The sequence below is a fragment of the Streptomyces sp. A0958 genome (assembly GCF_004795035.1).
Classification (GTDB): Bacteria; Actinomycetota; Actinomycetes; order Streptomycetales; family Streptomycetaceae; genus Streptomyces.
Map to the genome: position 1 here is coordinate 249188 of NZ_SSBK01000003.1, position 19271 is coordinate 268458.

Annotated in this window: 12 protein-coding genes; 9 read left to right on the forward strand and 3 right to left on the reverse strand. The window is 68.4% G+C overall.

The window, feature by feature from the left end; translation table 11 throughout:
* Window positions 1–218: 218 nt before the first annotated feature.
* The 3 genes from E6P78_RS04730 (at window position 219) to E6P78_RS04740 (ending at window position 2976) form a co-directional block, all read left to right on the forward strand.
* Window positions 219–533 (forward strand): hypothetical protein, encoded by a 315-nt coding sequence (locus E6P78_RS04730; RefSeq protein ID WP_136202198.1) that lies wholly within the window; start codon window positions 219–221, stop codon window positions 531–533.
* A gap of 186 nt (window positions 534–719) precedes the next feature.
* The gene (locus E6P78_RS04735; protein ID WP_136202199.1) at window positions 720–1838 is read left to right on the forward strand and encodes a peptidoglycan bridge formation glycyltransferase FemA/FemB family protein; all 1119 of its coding nucleotides are present in this window, start codon (window positions 720–722) and stop codon (window positions 1836–1838) included.
* A gap of 106 nt (window positions 1839–1944) precedes the next feature.
* Window positions 1945–2976, forward strand: a complete 1032-nt coding sequence (locus E6P78_RS04740; protein WP_136202200.1) for an alanine racemase — start codon at window positions 1945–1947, stop codon at window positions 2974–2976.
* 21 nt (window positions 2977–2997) lie between these two features.
* On the opposite strand, the gene E6P78_RS04745 is transcribed toward E6P78_RS04740, so the two are convergent.
* Complete coding sequence (locus tag E6P78_RS04745; RefSeq protein WP_168712561.1) at window positions 2998–4497, reverse strand: glycosyltransferase 87 family protein; 1500 nt, start codon at window positions 4495–4497, stop codon at window positions 2998–3000.
* Window positions 4498–4633: 136 nt separating this feature from the next.
* Window positions 4634–7405, reverse strand: a complete 2772-nt coding sequence (locus E6P78_RS04750; RefSeq protein ID WP_240799062.1) for a transglycosylase domain-containing protein — start codon at window positions 7403–7405, stop codon at window positions 4634–4636.
* Window positions 7406–7793: 388 nt separating this feature from the next.
* On the opposite strand from E6P78_RS04750, the gene E6P78_RS04755 reads away from it, so the two are divergent.
* The 3 genes from E6P78_RS04755 to E6P78_RS04765 all read left to right on the forward strand — a co-directional run bounded on the left by E6P78_RS04755 (window position 7794) and on the right by E6P78_RS04765 (window position 11034).
* A complete protein-coding gene (locus E6P78_RS04755; RefSeq protein WP_136202201.1) occupies window positions 7794–8498 on the forward strand; it encodes a PadR family transcriptional regulator in 705 nt (234 codons plus the stop codon).
* A gap of 62 nt (window positions 8499–8560) precedes the next feature.
* Entirely contained in the window at window positions 8561–9643 is a 1083-nt protein-coding gene (locus tag E6P78_RS04760) for an inositol-3-phosphate synthase (protein WP_136202202.1), read from the forward strand.
* A gap of 122 nt (window positions 9644–9765) precedes the next feature.
* The gene (locus E6P78_RS04765; RefSeq protein ID WP_136202203.1) at window positions 9766–11034 is read left to right on the forward strand and encodes an MFS transporter; all 1269 of its coding nucleotides are present in this window, start codon (window positions 9766–9768) and stop codon (window positions 11032–11034) included.
* A gap of 164 nt (window positions 11035–11198) precedes the next feature.
* Here the strand turns inward: E6P78_RS04765 and E6P78_RS04770 are convergent, their stop codons facing one another.
* Window positions 11199–12641 carry a CCA tRNA nucleotidyltransferase gene (locus E6P78_RS04770; RefSeq protein WP_136202204.1) on the reverse strand — a complete coding sequence of 481 codons (1443 nt, stop codon included), beginning with the start codon at window positions 12639–12641 and terminating at the stop codon, window positions 11199–11201.
* A 181-nt stretch (window positions 12642–12822) separates the two neighbouring features.
* Between E6P78_RS04770 and E6P78_RS04775 the strand changes: the two genes are divergently transcribed.
* From E6P78_RS04775 to E6P78_RS04785, 3 genes are all read left to right on the forward strand, one after another.
* The gene (locus tag E6P78_RS04775; RefSeq protein WP_168712562.1) at window positions 12823–15120 is read left to right on the forward strand and encodes a DUF6049 family protein; all 2298 of its coding nucleotides are present in this window, start codon (window positions 12823–12825) and stop codon (window positions 15118–15120) included.
* A gap of 49 nt (window positions 15121–15169) precedes the next feature.
* A complete protein-coding gene (gene murJ / locus E6P78_RS04780) occupies window positions 15170–17332 on the forward strand; it encodes a murein biosynthesis integral membrane protein MurJ (RefSeq protein ID WP_136202205.1) in 2163 nt (720 codons plus the stop codon).
* A gap of 128 nt (window positions 17333–17460) precedes the next feature.
* Complete coding sequence (locus E6P78_RS04785; RefSeq protein WP_136202206.1) at window positions 17461–19203, forward strand: protein kinase family protein; 1743 nt, start codon at window positions 17461–17463, stop codon at window positions 19201–19203.
* The last annotated feature ends 68 nt before the right edge of the window (window positions 19204–19271 follow it).

Here is a 19271-nt window from a genome sequence, read left to right on the forward strand (position 1 = left end):
TGCGTTGAGCAACGGTGCCCGAGTAGAACAGCCGCCACTGACAACACCCTCCGTGAGGAGGGGGCCGACTGTGCTGGCCTGGGCAGACACCGGTGCAGACCGACCAGAGTACCCGCAGACCGGCTTCCGGTTGAAATCCGGTGGTCAGGGGACGCAATCTGTACACATCGGGTGTGAGCGGCGCCACGAGACGCCGCCTTTCGGCCAGGAGGTACTCCATGGCACAAACAACGCGGACCCGTCCCGCCGTCTCGCTCTTCGCCACGGACGGCAGGCCCCATCCGCTGCAGAACGCCCTCGTGGTGATCACGCTGGTCCTCGGCGCCCTCGCCTTCGTGTCGGCGATGTTCCACAACCTGCACCTGCTCAGCTCGTGGGCCGGCCTCGTCGGCATCCTGACCGGGGCGTACGGCCAGTACATCTCCGTGACCACGCGGGAGAGGTTCCCGCTGATCATCGGCATGGGCGCATCCGCCCTCGGGTTCTTCCTGGGCATGGCCCACGGCGGACTGTTCGGCGGCGTGGTCGGCTGACATCACCGACCCGGCTCTCCGTGCGGACCGGGCGGCTCCGTCACCCGACGGGGCCGCTCCCGCACGCCGTACGGAGCAGGACGGGTACGACGGGGCCAAACCGCGCGCTTCCCGGCCACAGTAGGCTTCGGCGCGAGAGCCGGAGCCCCTGACCGATGGGGACACACCTGCCGAGGAGCGCCCCGCATGAGCCTGACCCTGAGGACCATCAGCCGAGAGCAACATCTGGCGTACATCCAGAGTCTGCCCGCGGCCAGTCACATGCAGGTCCCGGCATGGGCGGATGTGAAGGCCGAGTGGCGCTCGGAGAGCCTGGGCTGGTTCGACAAGACCGGTCAGCTCGTCGGCGTGGGCCTGGTGCTCTACCGGCAGCTGCCCAAGATCAAGCGGTACCTGGCGTATCTGCCCGAGGGCCCGGTCATCAACTGGTACGCCCCGAACCTGAACGACTGGCTGGAGCCGATGCTGGCGCACCTCAAGCAGCAGGGTGCCTTCTCGGTGAAGATGGGCCCGCCGGTGGTCATCCGCCGCTGGGACGCCGCCGCCATCAAGGCCGGCATCCAGGACCCCGACGTGAAGCGCCTGCGCGACGTCGAGGCCACACACATCGAGCCGCGCGCCTTCGAGGTCGCCGACCGGCTGCGGAAGATGGGCTGGCAGCAGGGCGAGGACGGCGGCGCCGGATTCGGTGACGTACAGCCCCGCTACATCTTCCAGGTGCCGCTGGCAAACCGCTCCCTCGAAGACGTCCACAAGGGCTTCAACCAGCTCTGGCGGCGCAACATCAAGAAGGCCGAGAAGGCCGGCGTCGAGGTCGTCCAGGGCAGCTACGCGGAGCTCTCCGAGTGGCAGCGGCTGTACGAGATCACGGCAGAACGCGACCACTTCCGGCCGCGCCCCCTCGGCTACTTCCAGCGCATGTGGACGGCCCTCAACAACGAGGACCCCAACCGGATGCGGCTCTACTTCGCCCGTCACGAGGGCGAGAACGTCGCGGCCGCGACCATGCTGATCGTCGGCGGCCACGTCTGGTACTCCTACGGTGCCTCGGCCAACCACAAGCGCGAGGTCCGCCCCTCGAACGCGATGCAGTGGCGGATGCTGCGCGACGCGTACGCCATGGGCGCCACGGTCTACGACCTGCGGGGCATCTCGGACTCGCTGGACGAGACCGACCACCTCTTCGGCCTGATCCAGTTCAAGGTCGGCACCGGCGGTCAGGCGGCCGAGTACCTCGGTGAGTGGGACTTCCCGCTCAACAAGCTGCTGCACAAGGCGCTCGACATCTACATGTCACGCCGCTGATCCATGCCCCACAGCTGACGAAACCGGCTTCATTCGTTTCAATGGGGCCTGAACACGCTCCTCACCTCTGATCCACCGCAGCCACCAGAAGGGTTCCGGACCGGCCATGGCGCTCTCCCTGTACGTCGACACCGCGCGCTGGCGGGCGCACCAGAAATCCGTTCTCGACCAGTTCCCCGGCATCGTCCCGGTCTGCAAGGGCAACGGCTACGGCTTCGGCCACGAGCGGCTGGCCGACGAGGCGATCCGCTTCGGCTCCGACATCCTCGCGGTGGGCACCACCTACGAAGCAGCCCGCATCAAGGACTGGTTCAGCGGAGACCTGCTGGTGCTCACGCCGTTCCGGCGGGGCGAGGAGCCGGTACCGCTGCCCGACCGCGTCGTGCGTTCCGTCTCGTCCGTGGACGGGGTGCACGCCCTGGTGGGCGCCCGGGTCGTCATCGAGTGCATGAGCTCGATGAAGCGCCACGGCGTCAAGGCGGAGGAGCTCGGGCAGCTGCACGCCGCGATCGAGGACGTACGTCTCGAAGGTTTCGCCCTCCACCTGCCGCTGGACCGCACCGACGGCTCGGACGCCGTCGAGGAGGTCATCGCATGGATGGACCGCCTCCGGGCGGCCCGACTGCCGCTGCACACGATGTTCGTCAGCCATCTGCGGGCCGAGGAGCTGGCCCGGCTGCAGCAGCAGTTCCCGCAGACCCGTTTCCGTGCCCGTATCGGCACCCGGCTCTGGCTCGGCGACCACGAGGCGACGGAGTACCGGGGCTCGGTGCTCGACGTCACGCGTGTCGTCAAGGGCGACCGGTTCGGCTACCGGCAGCAGAAGGCCGCGTCCGACGGCTGGCTGGTCGTCGTGGCTGGCGGCACCTCGCACGGCGTGGGTCTGGAGGCACCGAAGGCGCTGCACGGCGTGATGCCGCGTGCCAAGGGTGTCGCCCGCGCGGGCCTGGCCACCGTGAACCGCAACCTGTCGCCGTTCGTCTGGGCCGGCAAGCAGCGCTGGTTCGCCGAACCGCCGCACATGCAGGTGTCGATCCTGTTCGTGCCCTCGGACTCCGAGGAGCCGCGGGTGGGCGACGAGCTGGTGGCCCACCTGCGCCACACGACCACGCAGTACGACCGGCTCGTCGAACGCTGAGCCCGCGCGCCCGCCCCGCGCTCAGTCGGCGGCGGGCGTGCCGGCCGTGCCCCACTCCACCCGCGGTCCCTCGGCCGTGACCGCTTCACGGCGTGCGGGGCCGGTCTCGACGAGGCGTGTCAGTACGAAGGCGTCCTCGGCCCCGTCGAGCACCCCGCCCGACGGATCGTCCGAGCCGTCGCGCCGCACCTCGTCGCGCTCCGGCACCAGGATGTCCCGTACGACGACGGCACACAGGTACAGCGTGCCCAGCAGGTGCAGGACGATCGCCAGCTGGTAGCCCTCCGTGGGCAGCCCCTGGTGCTTGTCACCGCTCGTCGTGTACGCGAGATACATCCAGATCCCCAGGAAGTACAGGACCTCGCACGCCTGCCAGACCAGGAAGTCCCGCCAGCGGGGCTTGGCCAGCGCGGCGAGGGGGATCAGCCAGAGCACGTACTGCGGTGAGTAGACCTTGTTGACGAGGATGAACACCGCGACGACGAGGAAAGCGAGCTGGGCGAACCGCGGCCTGCGCGGGGCCGTCAGCGTCAGGACACCGATGGCGGCGCACAGTACGACCGTGGCCAGCGTCGAGACGGTGTTGACCGTGCCGACGTCGATGGATTCGCCGGTGCGCTGCGTGATGACCAGCCAGAAGGACCCGAAGTCGATCGAGCGTTCCTCGCTGAACGTGTAGAACTTCTTCCATCCCTCCGGGGCGAAGATCATCACCGGCAGATTGACCACCAGCCAGGAGCCGGCCGCGCCCAGTGCGGCCGCCCCGAACTCCCGCCACCGGCCCGCCCGCCAGCACAGCACGAACGCGGGCCCCAGCAGCAGGACGGGGTAGAGCTTGGCGGCCGTGGCCAGGCCGACGAGGATGCCGAACGCCAGCGGGCGGCTCCTGGACCACATGAGCATCGCCGCCGCCGTGAGGGCGACGGCCAGCAGGTCCCAGTTGATCGTGGCGGTGAGTGCGAAGGCGGGGGCGAGCGCCACCAGGAGGCCGTCCCAGGGGCGCCGCCGGTGCGTGCGGGCGACGCAGACGGCGATCACCGCGGTACAGATCATCAGCATGCCCGCGTTGACGAGCCAGTAGGCCTGCTCCTGCTCCTGGATGGAACCACCCGGCGTCAGCCAGGCGGCGACCTGCATGAACACCCCGGTGAGGACGGGGTACTCCAGGAACTGCATGTCGCCCGGCAGCCGGTCGAAGTACGGCACCAGGCCGTCGGCGAAACCGCGGCCCGAGTACAGGTGCGGGATGTCCGAGTAGCACGCGTGGGTGTACTGGGAGCCGGCGCCCCTGAACCACGCCCAGTTGTAACAGGGCAGCTTCTGCACCATGCCGAGCGCGAACATCCCGATGGCCACCAGAACGACGGCCCCCACCGGGGTGAGCGCGGTGCTGCCGAGCCGGGCCCAGCGGCCCGACCTCCCGCCGATCAGCTCGCTGCCGGCCGCCGCGACCTCGTCCTGGTGCGTGGGCCGTACGACGGCCCGTTCCTGGTGCACGCTCGTGTCCTCTGCGCTTGGCATGCCGCACATCCTGCCGTACGGGACTGTTGAAACGACGAGGGCCGCCGCACCTGGGGTGCCGCGGCCCTCGTCTGCTCGATCGGATCACCTCGCGCCGGGCTGTGCTCCGGGGACGAGGTGCGCTGGCTGCCGGGCGCTACCCGGCCGGGCCACCGAGCCAACTGCCGTTGGTATTCCCGTTGCCGTTGCCGTTCCCGTTCCCGTTCCCGTTCCCGTTGCCATTGCCGCCGGTCACGGGGTCCGGAACGGAGCCGTCGTCGCCCTCTGTCGTACCGGTGGAGGTTCCGGTGTCCGTACCGCCGTCGTTGCCCTGGCTCGTGCCCGTGTTCGTGTTCGTGCCGCCGTCGTCCCCGCCCGTGGAATTGCCGCCGTTGTTGTTCTGGCAGTTCCAGTCCCACGTACCGCAGGTGTCGGTCGGGTCGGGGGTCGGGGGGTCCGGCGTCGGAGACGGCGTCGTGGGGGTCGGCTTCGTCTCCTCGGACTCGGTCGGCGTGGGGGTGGGGGTCGGCTTGGGCTTCTTGGAGGCGCCGCCGCCGTAGACCTTGTCCCCGATCGGCTCCGCCTTGGGGAAGGCCACGGCCTCCTGGTCCTTCATGGCCTCGGCCATGTAGTCGTGCCAGACCTGTGCGGGGAACGAGGCACCGTGGATCTTGTCCTGGCCACCGGTGCCGTACATCTTCTCGAACCTGCGGTTCTTGTTCTTCTCGTCGTCGTCCAGCCGGTACATGCTGATCGCCGTCGACAGCTGCGGGGTGTAACCGACGAACCAGGCGGACAGGTTGTCGTCGGTCGTACCGGTCTTGCCCGCGACCTCGCGGTCCGGGAGCCTGGCCGACGTACCGGTCCCCTTCTCCACGACGTTCTTCAGCACGTCCGTGACGTTGTCGGCGATGACGCTGTCGAAGGCGCTCTTGGTGACCGCCTTGTGCCGGTAGGTCACCTCTCCGCGCTTCTTCACCTCGGTGACGCAGAAGGGCTCACGCTGCTGACCCCGGGCCGCGAAGGTGGCGTAGGCGCCGGCCATGCGCGTCGCGCTGGGCGAGGACGTACCGATGGAGAACGACGGAACACTGGCGTCCGCCATGTACTGGTCGTCCTTCAGGCCGGCCGCGATGGCCGCTTCCTTCACCTTGTCGGTGCCGACGTCCATACCCAGCTGCACATAGGGCGAGTTGGCCGACCACTGCATGGCCTCACGAAGGGTGATGTTGCCGTACGACTCGTGGTCGTCGTTGGTCTGCAGCCACTCCTTGCCCTCCTTGTCGGTCCAGACCTCGCCGTTGTACTTCTTGATCTTCAGCTTGTCGGCACCGTTGTAGATGCTCAGCGGCGAGACCTTCGTACGCTGCGACTCGCCCTGATCCGGACCGCCCGAGGCGTCCCGCTTGCCGTACTCCATGGCGGCTGCCAGCACGAAGGGCTTGAAGGTCGACCCGACCGCGGCGCCGGTGGGACCGGCGTTGCTGGTGTAGTGCTTCGTCGCGTCCTCACCACCGTAGATCGCCTGGATGGCCCCGGTCTTGGGGTCTACCGACGAGCCGCCGAACTGCACGTGGGTGTCCGTCTCAGGGCGCTTCTTGGGGTCGATCTTCTCGTCGTAGACCCTCTTGACGGCCTTGTTGAGCTGCTGGACCTTCTTCTTGTCGAAGGTCGTGTGGATCTCGTAGCCGCCCTGATCGAGCTGATCGCTGGTGACGTCGGTGTTGTTGAGGAACTCGGCCTTGGCCGTATTGACGAGGTAGCCGATCTGGCCGCTCAGCTGGGCGTTCTTCTTCGGCTTGTCGGGCATCGGGAACTCCTTGTACGTAAGGCGTTCCTTCTCCGACATCCGGCCGTCCTTCACCTCCTCGTCGAGAATCCAGTTCCAACGCTTGATCGCCCTGGCCGTGTTCTTCTCGGCGGTCGCCTGCACCGAGTCGACCCCCGGCGCGCCCGCGGGGTCGTAGTAGCTGGCGCCCTTGAGGAGGCTGGCCATGAAGGCGCACTCGCTCGGATTCAGGTCCTTGGCGTCCTTGCCGTAGTACGTACGGGCCGCCGCCTGCAGGCCCGAGGCTCCACGCCCGTAGTACGAGACGTTGAGGTACCCGGCCATGACCTCCTTCTTCTTCATCTCGCTGCCGACCTTCAGCGTGATGAAGAGTTCCTCGAACTTGCGGCTCAGGGTCTGCTCCTGGGAAAGCCGCGAGTTCTTCACGTACTGCTGGGTGATCGTCGAACCGCCCTGGGTCTCGCCGCCCTTGGCCATGTTGAACAGGGCCCGGGCGATACCCATCGGGTCGATGCCGTGGTCGTGATCGAAGGACTTGTTCTCCGCGGAGATGACGGCGTTGCGCATCGCCTCCGGGATCTGCGCGTAGTCGATGACCTGGCGGTTGACCTCACCGCCGGTGGCCACCATCTGGGTGCCGTCCTTCCAGAAGTAGACGTTGTTCTCCGCCTCCGCGGTCGCCTTGATGTCCGGTTTGGCGACCATCGCGTACGCGAGGCCGGCGAGGCCCATCAGAAGGCCGAGGAAGCCGATGCACAGGCCGGAGACCAGCTTCCACGACGGCATCCAGCGCCGCAGGCCCTGCTTGCCGGCCCGCGGGTAGTCGATGAAGCGCTTCTTCGCCGGTCGGCGGCCTCCGCGTCCACGGCCCGGGCCCTCCTGCCCTCCGTCCCCGCCACCGCGACGCCGGCCACCACCGCCGTCGGAACCTCCACGACCTCCGCCGCCGCGCTGGGCGGCCCGTCTGGCGGCGGCACGCCCGCCGTAGGGGGCCTCCTCGCCGTGCGATTCGGAAGGTGAATCTGAGGTGACTCCGCGTGACGGTGCTGCACGGCGTCCTGAAGACTGCTGGGCGGCTCGTCGGGCCGCGGCACGTCCGCCACCTTGCGGTTGCGACGTTTTGCGACGGTGCTCGCTCATCGAACGACTACTCCTCGGGCAGGCGAAACGCCTGGAAGCGGCAGGTGAGATCCGGTCCCCCGAAATGACGGACCAGCCCGGCGACAGGCTTGCCCGCAGTGCATCCGGCTGGCCCGCGAACACTGACGCGCCCGCGCGTCTCGCGGTTCCCGGTGGTCTGCATGCCGCACAGACTACGCACGGTCAAAACCCTTCTAGGACCGAACTTCACCCCAAATAACGCAAGTCGGTTCCTAGGAATTAGCGATGTGACGCCGCTCACTGAGGCTCCCCTTGTCGCGACGAACAGTCCGATCTATCGTGCTGATGTATCGAGTCGATACATCAGCTCGGTACATCGACTCGGCACAAGGGCCCGCGAGAGCACTCGGAGAAGGAGGAGGCGAGGTTGAGCAGACGCTCCGGCATCCTTGAGTTCGCCGTCCTCGGACTGCTCCGTGAATCCCCGATGCACGGCTACGAGCTGCGCAAACGCCTCAACACCTCGTTGGGGATCTTCCGTGCCTTCAGTTACGGAACCCTCTACCCCTGCCTCAAGACGCTGGTCGCCAACGGCTGGTTGATCGAGGAGCCGGGGAACGCTCCGGCAGAGGCGGCACCCGGTTCCGGCCGGGCCGTCGCTCCTGCCTCGTCCCTTGCGGGGCGCCGCGCCAAGATCGTCTACCGATTGACGGCGGAAGGTAAGGAGCACTTCGAGGAGCTGCTCTCGCACACCGGCCCCGACTCCTGGGAGGACGAGCACTTCGCGGCTCGTTTCGCCTTCTTCGGACAGACGGAGCACGACGTGCGGATGCGAGTGCTGGAAGGCCGTCGCAGTCGGCTGGAGGAGCGCCTCGAGAAGATGAGTGCCTCTCTGGCCCGCACCCGCGAGCGTCTCGACGACTACACACTTGAGCTGCAGCGACACGGCATGGAGTCCGTGGAGCGCGAAGTGCGCTGGCTGAACGAGCTCATCGAGAGCGAGCGGTCGGGACGGGATCAGCGACGATCCTCGCCCGAGGGCTCAGCTCAGCAGAACACCGCAGGAGAGTCGGGCGGCCTGCCCCGGCGGGGTGACAACCCGCCGGATACGCCCGGCGACACCGCCAAGTGAGCTCACCGCAGATCCGCGGAGAGTTCATCAGAAACATCCATTACACACAGGGAGCAACCGGAATGGGTTCGGTTCGCGTAGCCATCGTCGGCGTGGGCAACTGCGCCGCCTCGCTGGTCCAGGGCGTCGAGTACTACAAGGACGCCGATCCGGCCGGCAAGGTGCCCGGTCTGATGCACGTCCAGTTCGGCGACTACCACGTGCGGGACGTCGAGTTCGTCGCCGCCTTCGACGTCGACGCGAAGAAGGTCGGCCTCGACCTCTCGGACGCCATCGGCGCGAGCGAGAACAACACCATCAAGCTCTGCGACGTGCCGAACGCCGGCATCACCGTCCAGCGCGGCCACACCCACGACGGCCTGGGCAAGTACTACCGCCAGACCATCGAGGAGTCCGACGAGGCCCCGGTCGACATCGTCCAGATCCTCAAGGACCGCAAGGTCGACGTCCTCGTCTGCTACCTCCCGGTGGGCTCCGAGGTCGCCGCGAAGTTCTACGCCCAGTGCGCCATCGACGCCAAGGTCGCGTTCGTCAACGCCCTCCCGGTCTTCATCGCCGGAACCAAGGAGTGGGCGGACAAGTTCACCGAGGCCGGTGTCCCGATCGTCGGCGACGACATCAAGTCGCAGGTCGGCGCCACCATCACGCACCGCGTGATGGCGAAGCTCTTCGAGGACCGGGGCGTCATCCTGGACCGCACGATGCAGCTGAACGTCGGCGGCAACATGGACTTCAAGAACATGCTCGAGCGTGAGCGCCTGGAGTCCAAGAAGATCTCCAAGACGCAGGCCGTCACCTCGCAGATCCGTGACCGCGAGCTCGGTGCGGACAACGTCCACATCGGCCCGTCGGACTACGTGGCGTGGCTGGACGACCGCAAGTGGGCGTACGTGCGCCTCGAGGGCCGCGCCTTCGGTGACGTTCCGCTGAACCTGGAGTACAAGCTCGAGGTCTGGGACTCCCCGAACTCGGCCGGTGTCATCATCGACGCCGTCCGTGCCGCGAAGATCGCCAAGGACCGCGGCATCGGTGGCCCGATCCTCTCGGCGTCGTCGTACTTCATGAAGTCCCCGCCGGTTCAGTACTTCGACGACGAGGCCCGCGAGAACGTCGAGAAGTTCATCCGCGGTGAGGTCTCCAACTGACTCACCCCACACGTGAGCAGGCGCGGCCAGCGAGGTGCGGCAACGCTCCTTGACTGCCGCAAGCGTTGAGGGCCCCCGGGTAATCCACCCGGGGGCCCTCGGCGTATGTGACCCTTGCTCCCATGCCCGTCGTGCATGACCTGCGCATACTTCTGCGCCTACGGAACTTCCGCCGCCTGCTGGCCGTGCGGATCTTGTCCCAGTCGGCCGACGGCGTGTACCAGGTGGCCCTGGCCACGCACGTGGTCTTCTCCCCTGAGAAGCAGGCGTCCGCAGGCGCCATCGCCTCCGCGATGGCCGTGCTCCTGCTGCCCTACTCGCTCATCGGCCCGTTCGCCGGTGTGCTGCTGGACCGCTGGCCCCGGCGCCAGGTCTTCCTCTACGGCAACCTGCTGCGCGCCGCACTGGCCTGCTGCACCGCGCTCCTCATCATCGGGGCGGCTCCCGACTGGCTCTTCTACGCCTCCGCTCTCTGCGTCACCGCGGTCAACCGCTTCGTCCTCGCCGGACTCTCCGCCGTTCTGCCACGGGTGGTCGCCCGGGAGCGCCTGGTACTGGCCAACTCGCTGTCGCCGACCGCGGGCACCCTCGCGGCCACCGCAGGCGGGGGGCTCGCCTTCGTCGTGCGCCTGCTGCTGGCCGACTCCGATGCCGTCGTGGTGCTCCTCGGGGCGGCGCTCTACCTAGCCGCCGCACTGGCCTCGCTGAGCCTTGCCGCAGGGCTCCTCGGGCCGGACCGCGACACCGTGCGACTGCCGCTGCGGGTGGCGCTCGCCACCGCCGCCGGCGGGCTCCGCGACGGGCTGCACCATCTGGTGGAACACCGGAGCGCTTCACGGGCGCTGGCCGCGATGACGGTGATCCGCTTCTGTTACGGCGCGCTGACCGTCATGGTTCTGATGCTCTGCCGGTACGCCTGGACGGACAGCGAGGCCGACGGTCTGGCGCTGCTCGGCCTGGCGGTGGGGGTGTCCGGTGCCGGCTTCTTCGCGGCGGCGTTGCTGACCCCTTGGGCTGCGGGGCGGCTCGGCCGGTTCCGCTGGATGATGGTGTGCGCAGCAGCGGCCGCAGTCCTCGAACCGGCCCTGGGGCTGTGGTTCGCACCTGTGCCGATGCTCGTCGCCGCATTCGTCCTCGGACTCGTCACCCAGGGAGCGAAGATCTCGACGGACACGGTGGTGCAGACGTCCGTGGACGACACCTATCGCGGCAGGGCCTTCTCGTTCTACGACGTGCTGTTCAACGTGGCTTTCGTCGCGTCAGCCGCAGTCGCCGCGCTACTGCTGCCTCCTGACGGGCGGTCGGTCGAGCTGGTGATCGGCGTAGCTGTCCTCTACGCCGTCGCGGCCGCGAGCTTGGCCCGTTGGAGACGGGAAGGGGAGGCCCTATAGCGCGCCCACGTCAGAGACAGACGCACGAGTCACGGGGGCACTCACAGCACACCCACCGAGTGCGTTGTTTCACGTGAAACAGCGCTCTCGGCGAATGCGAAGGCGCTCATGTTTCACGTGAAACATGAGCGCCGCTCGCCAGGCCGGATCAGAAGTGAGGGGTCTCAGCTCTGTGCGTCCCACCACCTCTTGAGTTCCGCGACGGCCGCGTCGTGCCCCATCGGACCGTTCTCCAAGCGGAGCTCCAGCAGGAACGCGTACGCCTTGCCGATGACCGGGCCAGGGTCCACACCGAGAACCTGCATGATCTCGTTGCCGTCCAGGTCCGGGCGGATCGCGTCCAACTCCTCCTGGCTCTGGAGCTGGGCGATGCGCTCTTCCAGCCCGTCGTAGGCACGCGAGAGAGCAGCGGCCTTGCGCTTGTTCCGGGTGGTGCAGTCCGAGCGGGTCAGCTTGTGCAGCCGCTCCAGGAGGGGGCCTGCATCCCGTACATAGCGACGCACCGCGGAGTCGGTCCACTCACCGTCGCCGTACCCGTGGAAGCGCAGATGCAGCTCCACCAGCTTCGCGACGTCCTTGACCATGTCGTTGGAGTACTTGAGCGCGGTCATGCGCTTCTTGACCATCTTGGCGCCCGCCACCTCGTGGTGGTGGAAGGAGACCCGCCCGTCCTTCTCGAAGCGACGCGTTTTCGGCTTGCCGATGTCGTGCAGAAGAGCAGCGAGGCGCAGAACAAGATCCGGCCCCTCCTGCTCCAGGTCGATGGCCTGCTCCAGGACGGTCAGGGAGTGCTCGTACACGTCCTTGTGCCGGTGATGCTCGTCACTCTCCAGCCGGAGCGCCGGCAGCTCCGGCAGGACCTGCTGGGCGAGCCCCGTACCGACGAGGAGGGACAGGCCCTTGCGGGGGTGCGAAGAGAGCAGGAGCTTGTTGAGCTCTTCGCGCACCCTCTCGGCGGAAACGATCTCGATCCGGCCTGCCATCTCCGTCATGGCGGTGACGACCTCGGGTGCGACCTCGAAGTCGAGCTGGGCCGCGAACCGTGCGGCGCGCAGCATGCGCAGCGGGTCGTCGGAGAAGGAGTTTTCGGGCGTTCCGGGGGTGCGCAGCACCCGATCGGCCAGGTCCTCCAGCCCGCCGTGGGGGTCGATGAAGTCCTTTTCCGGGAGTGCGACGGCCATGGCGTTGACCGTGAAGTCGCGCCGCACGAGGTCGTCCTCGATGGAGTCGCCGTAGGACACCTCGGGCTTGCGCGAGGTCCTGTCGTACGCCTCGGACCGATATGTCGTGACTTCGATCTGGTAGCCGTTCTTCTGCGCGCCCACGGTGCCGAAAGCGATCCCGACCTCCCACACGGAGTCGGCCCACGGCCTGACGATCTTCAGCACGTCCTCGGGGCGGGCGTCGGTCGTGAAGTCCAGGTCGTTCCCGAGCCTGCCGAGGAGTGCGTCGCGGACCGAGCCGCCGACCAGTGCGAGACTGAATCCGGCATCCTGGAATCGGCGGGCGAGATCGTCGGCGACCGGGGAGACCCGCAGCAGTTCGCTGACTGCGCGGTGCTGCACCTGGGTCAGGGCGCTGGAGTTGTCTTCATTGGCGTTCGGCACAACAGAAAAGGGTACGTGCCCGGGCCGGTCCGGGCGTCATGCGTTTCCCTCACCCTGCGAGACTCTCCCGATCATGCAGCGCACTCCCCAGCACTTAGTCCCGACACACCTCGTTACCATGCGGGGACGCAGCAACGGACGACGATCAACAGCAGTTGACGATGACGAGGGACGGGTACGCGTGGCCGAGGCGGCAGACAACCAGGGGATGATTCCCTCTCCTGCCCGCCGGTGGCTGCGGCGCACGGCCGCCGTGCTCGCCGGGGCTCCGCTCGTCGCCGCTCTGCTGGCCGGAGTGTCCGCCCCGCAGGCGCAGGCCGGCGGCACGGCGAAAGCTCCGACCGGCTCCAGCACGGTCTCGGTATCTCTGGACGAGGTCACCCCGAGCGCCCCCGAGAAGGGGGACACGCTGACGATCTCCGGAACCCTGACCAACAAGGGCAAGGAGACGGTCACCCACGGCCAGGTCGACCTGCGGGTGGGGCCCCGGCTCTACAGCAGGTCCGCCATCGACACAGCCGCCCGCCGCACCGGATATCTGCCGGGTACCGACCCCTATCCGATCGGGGGCAAGTACACGGTCGAGATCGACAAGCTCCGTTCGGGCATCAGCCAGGACTTCACGTTGTCGGTTCCGGTCAGCAAGCTGGGCCTCGGCGACGACGGGGTCTACCAGCTGGGCGTTTCCCTGTCGGGCCGCACGTCGCACACCGTTTACGACCAGGTGCTCGGCATCAAGCGGACCTTCCTGCCCTGGCAGGACGGGGACCACGACTCCAAGATCGGGATCAGCTACCTGTGGCCGCTGATCGCGCCCGCACACCTCACCGCGGAGACCGGCTCCGACGAGCAGCAGACGCCGGTGTTCGCCGACGACGACCTGGCCGCCGAGATCGCACCGGGCGGCCGCCTGGAACAGATGGTGTCGCTGGGCAGGCAGCTGCCCGTGACCTGGGTCATCGACCCGGATCTGCTGGCCAGCGTCGACGCGATGACCAAGCCCTACCGGGTCAGGTCCGGCGACACCACGGTTGCCGGGACGAACCAGGAGGTGGCCAAGAAGTGGCTCACCTCGCTGGAAGCGGCCGTGTCGGAGGGCAAGGTCGTTGCCCTGCCGTTCGGCGACCCGGACCTGGCGTCGATCGCCCACCGCGGCAAGAACGTATCGGGCACCCTCAGCCATCTTCAGACCGCCAGTGAGGTCGCCGGGATGACGGTGGAGACGATCCTCCACCTGAAGCCGTCGACGGACTTCGCCTGGCCGGTGGACGGAGCGGTTGACCCGTCCATCGTGGACGTCGCCACCTCGGCCGGTGCCCACCACGTGATCGCCCGCAGCGACAGTCTCGAAGAGACCGGGAGCCTGTCGTACACGCCCTCCGCGGCCCGCCCGATCGGCGGCGGCACCACGGCGGTGGTCGCCGACGCCAGGCTTTCCACGGCCTTCCAGGGCGACATGGGCAATGCGGGAAACTCCACGCTCGCGGTGCAGAAGTTCCTCGCCCTGACCCTCGCTCTGGCCGAGCAGGACACGGACAAGGACCGCAGCATCGTCGTCGCGCCTCAGCGCATGCCGACGGTCGCCCAGGCCCAGTCGATGGCGCGCGCACTGCACACGCTGGAGGACGACCGCTGGACGCAGTCCAAGGGGCTGATCCAGGCGTCCGCGACGAAGCCCGACGCGGAGGCGACCACCGAGGTAGCGCCGGCCTCCCAGTACCCCAAGAAGCTGCGCAGCCAGGAGCTGCCCACACAGGCCTTCCAGGACATCAAGTCCATCCAGTCCTCGCTGGGCAACTTCCAGGTCATCCTCACCCACCCCGAGCGGGTGGTGACGCCCTTCGGCAACGCGGTCAACCGGTCCATGTCGACGTCGTGGCGAGGCAGGCCCCTGGAGGCCCAGCAGTACCGCGACTCCGTACGCGGCTATCTGCAGGGGCTCATCGGCGAGGTCCAGCTCATCTCTAAGTCGGACATCACGCTGTCCGGGCGCAGCGCCACGATCCCCGTGACCGTGCAGAACAGGCTGCTGCAGGACGTCGGTCACCTGGTGCTGCGGCTGAAGTCGGACAACAAGACCCGGCTCAAGCTGAACGACGGCGGCAGTGTTGCGGAGCAGCCCATCCAGATCGGCGCCGGTCACAGCCAGTCGGTGAAATTCGACGCGGCGGCCAACATCAACGGCCAGGTCCAGATGACCGCGCAGCTCTACACGGAGGACGGAACTCCGTACGGCGCGGAAATGGCCTTCACCGTGAAGGTCTCCGAGATCACGCCGACGGTGCTTCTGGTGATCGCCGGCGGGCTACTGCTGCTGGTCCTCGCCGGCATCAGGATGTATGCACATCGCAAGCGCGCCAACGCGGGCGGCGCGGCGGGCGACGACGGCAGTGAACCCGAGCAGCCGAGTGACCCGACGCCGGACACCGGTCCCGAAAGCACGGAGCCGTCGGGCGCGGGTGAGAAAGTGGACCGTTGAGCGATGTCTGTCGTGGCCGGTCGGCCGGGGACGATGAGGTGGGGTTTCGATGAACGCGCCGTACGACGGTGACCGCGGTCAGGGTACGGGCGGGGCCGGGTACTCCGGCGGCCCTCCGGTGCCCCCTGGGCCGGAGCAGGAACCGGCGCCGGACCCGTATCTGCAGGCCGCGTACGACTACGACCCCTACCGGTCCCAGGACCTTTCCGCCCAGGACCCGGTGGGCGAGGCGCTGTACGACCGCGCCGCGCACCCGCCGCCGCCCCCCGGCACCTACCAGCAGCCGCAGCCGCTCTACCAGCAGCCGCCGGCATCCCAGTACGCCCCCGACCCCCGCATCTGGGCGCAGACACCGCCGCCCGAGCCCGACGGGCCCTCGCGCCACCTCCCGTACGGGGACAGCGCCGCGACGACCCAGTTCGTCGGCGTGGACGATCTGGTCACCCAGGCCTCCACGAACCGCGAGGAGCCCGACGCCTTCGCTCATCTCTTCCGGGACCAGGAGGGGCCTGCGGGCCCGGCCGCCTCTCCGGCGCCCGCCCAGCCACAGCCCGCCCCCGCTCCCGCGCCGCCCAAGTCCGGCGGCCGTGCCTCCGGTCTGCTGAAGTCCAGTGCCGTGATGGCGGCGGGCACGCTCGTCTCCCGCCTCACCGGCTTCGTCCGCAGCCTCGTGATCACCGCGGCCCTCGGTGCGGCCCTGCTCGGTGACAGCTTCACCATCGCCTACACGCTGCCCACGATGATCTACATCCTCACCGTGGGCGGTGGTCTGAACTCCGTCTTCGTCCCCCAGCTCGTCCGCTCGATGAAGGACGACGAGGACGGCGGCGAGGCCTATGCGAACCGGCTGCTGACCCTGGTGATGGTCGCGCTCGGCGTGATCGTCGCCGTGGTGGTCTTCGCCGCGCCCTGGCTCATCCGGCTGATGTCGTCGACGATCGCGGACGACCCGGCTGCCAACAACGTCGCCACCACGTTCGCCCGCTACTGCCTGCCCACCATCTTCTTCATGGGTGTGCACGTCGTGATGGGCCAGATCCTCAATGCCCGCGGCAAGTTCGGCGCGATGATGTGGACCCCGGTCCTCAACAACATCGTCATGATCTTCACCTTCGGCATGTTCATCTGGGTCTACGGCACCTCGCACCAGTCCCACATGGGCGTCCAGACGATCCCGCCGGAGGGCGTGCGGCTGCTGGGCATCGGCACCCTGCTCGGCCTGATCGTGCAGGCGCTGGCCATGGTCCCGTATCTGCGCGAGGCCGGTTTCCGCTTCCGTCCTCGGTTCGACTGGAAGGGCCACGGGCTGGGCAAGACGGTCAAGCTCGCCAAGTGGACGGTGCTGTTCGTCTTCGCCAACCAGGCCGGCGTGCTGGTCGTCACCCAGCTCGCGACCTCGGCCGGCAAGGCGTCCGGAAAGAACGGGGCGGGCTTCCTCGCCTACTCCAACGCCCAGCTGATCTGGGGCATGCCGCAGGCGATCATCACCGTCTCGGTCATGGCCGCCCTGCTGCCCCGGATCTCCCGGGCAGCCCACGACAACGACCCCGGCGCGGTCCGCGACGACATCTCGCAGGGGCTGCGCAACTCCGCCGTGGCCATCGTGCCGGTCGCCTTCGCGTTCCTCGCGCTGGGCGTGCCGATGTGCACACTGCTCTACGCGTCCAGCGGCCCCGAGGCCGCCCGCTCCATGGGCTTCATCCTGATGGCCTTCGGACTTGGACTGATCCCGTACTCCGTGCAGTACGTGGTGCTGCGAGGGTTCTACGCGTACGAGGACACCCGCACGCCCTTCTACAACACCGTCATCGTCGCCCTGGTCAACGCGGCTGCCTCGGCCCTCTGCTACGTCGTGCTGCCCGCCCAGTGGGCCGTGGTCGGCATGGCAGCCTCGTACGGACTCGCCTACGCCGTCGGCGTCGGGATCGCCTGGCGCCGACTGCGCAACCGCCTGGGCGGGGACCTGGACGGCGCCCACGTGGTCCGCACCTATGCCCGGCTGTGCCTCGCCGCGCTTCCCGCCACCGTGGTCGGCGGGGCCGTCGGCTTCGGTCTCCTGCACGTGCTCGGGGAAGGCGCCTTCGGCTCACTCGTCGCGCTGGTCTTCGGTGGGGTCATGCTGCTGGGGGTGTTCTTCGTCGCGGCCAGGAGGATGCGGATCGAAGAGATCAACGGCATGGTCGGCATGGTCCGGGGACGGCTCGGCCGCTGAGGATGAGCCGCCCGCACAACCATCACCGGCCTCCGCGTGTCGTGCATAGCGCCGGAGTGTGGGCACAATTGGCGTGACTGTGCAGAGCTGGCTGGCATCGCGCAACGGATGGGGAGGCAGGAACGACGGTGGCGGAACGTAGCACGGCTGCCGTCGACGTGGCCGACAACAGCGGGGACGAACCGCTGGCCGCCAAGGCGGACGAGGCCACGACCGACGGAACGGCAGAAGCGCAACGCGCGGCGGGCGACGACTCCCAGGACGGGGACGGCGAGCAGGCCGCCCCCGAAGCCTCCGAACCAACCCCGGAAGCCTCCGCAGCGACCCCGGACCTGCACAGTGGCCACAAACTGGCCGGTCGATACCGGCTGGAGGAGTGCGTCACCCGTCTGGACGGGTTCAGCAGCTGGCGTGCCGTCGACGAGAAGCTGCGTCGTGCGGTGGGCGTCCACCTCCTTCCCGCCGACCATCCACGGGCACGTTCGGTGCTGGCCGCCGCCCGGTCCTCCGCCCTGCTCGGTGACCCGCGCTTCGTGCAGGTCCTCGACGCCGTCGAGGAGGACGACCTCGTCTACGTCGTCCACGAATGGCTCCCCGACGCCACCGAGCTCACGGCCCTGCTGGGCGCGGGCCCGATGGACGCCCACGACGCGTACCAGCTCGTCAGCCAGATCTCCCAGGCCATGGCGGCCGCACACCGGGAGGGCCTGGCCCATCTCAGGCTCACTCCCGGAGCCGTGCTGCGCAGCTCGTCGGGCCAGTACCGCATCCGCGGTCTCGCGGTGAACGCCGCCCTGCGGGGCATCACCTCCGATGGCCCCCAGCGTGCCGACACGGAGGCCATCGGCGCCCTCCTGTACGCCGCGCTGACCCAGCGCTGGCCGTACGAGAGCGACGCGTACGGGCTCACCGGCCTGCCCAAGGGTGTGGGGCTGCTTCCGCCCGACCAGGTGCGGGCAGGGGTCCACCGGGGGCTCTCCGAGATCGCCATGCGGGCGCTCGCCAACGACGGGGCCACCGCCTCCCGTCAGGAGCAGCCGTGCACCACCCCTGACGAGCTCGCCAGGGCCGTCGCGGCGATGCCGCGCATCCGCCCGCCCGAGCCCACCTTCACCGCCCCGCCCGAGTACCAGCGGACCACGTACCAGCAGGGCACGTACGGCCGGCCGGCCGCGCCCAGTGCCGTCGTCACCCAGCCCGTTGTCCCCGCGCCCCCCGCTCCCCTCCAGAGCCGCACGGGAAGGGCCCTGAAGTGGGCCGTGTCCGCGCTGCTGATCGCGGCACTGGGCCTGGGCAGCTGGCAGCTCGCCGAGACGCTCCTCAACCACGACAACAACTCGGGCGGCGACCCCGGCACCACCCAGTCGAATCCGGAGAACGGCGACAAGCCCAAGCCCCCACCTGCCGCGCCCCTGCAGATCGCCGCCGCCTCGGAGTTCATGCCCAGCGGCTCGGGCATCAAGCCGGAGGATGCGCCGAAGGCCGTCGACGGCAAGTCCGCCACCTCGTGGGTCACTCTGCGCTACCGGGGTTACTCGAATTTCGGTAACCTCCCGTCCCGCAAGGACGGCAGCGGCATAGTCGTTGACCTGGGCAGCGTCAAGGACGTCTCAGGCATCGACGTCACCATGTACCGCAGCGGTCAGAAGGCAGAAGTGCTGGCGGCCGGCGAGAACGCGTCGGCGCCCTCGTCGCTCGCGGACTTCCCGCACCACCTCACTCAGCTCCAGACCACGGGAAGCACCCTCAAGGAGACCTTCTCCAAACCGGTACACACCCGCTACCTCCTGATCCACATCACAGAACTGCCACTGGACGACACCGGCAGTGGTTATCGCGGAGGTATCTCAGAGATCTCCGTACTCGGCTGATCAGCACTCCCCCTGCCACCGGAACCGTGATAGACAGACGCACCTCGATACGGAGACGGGAGGGAGGG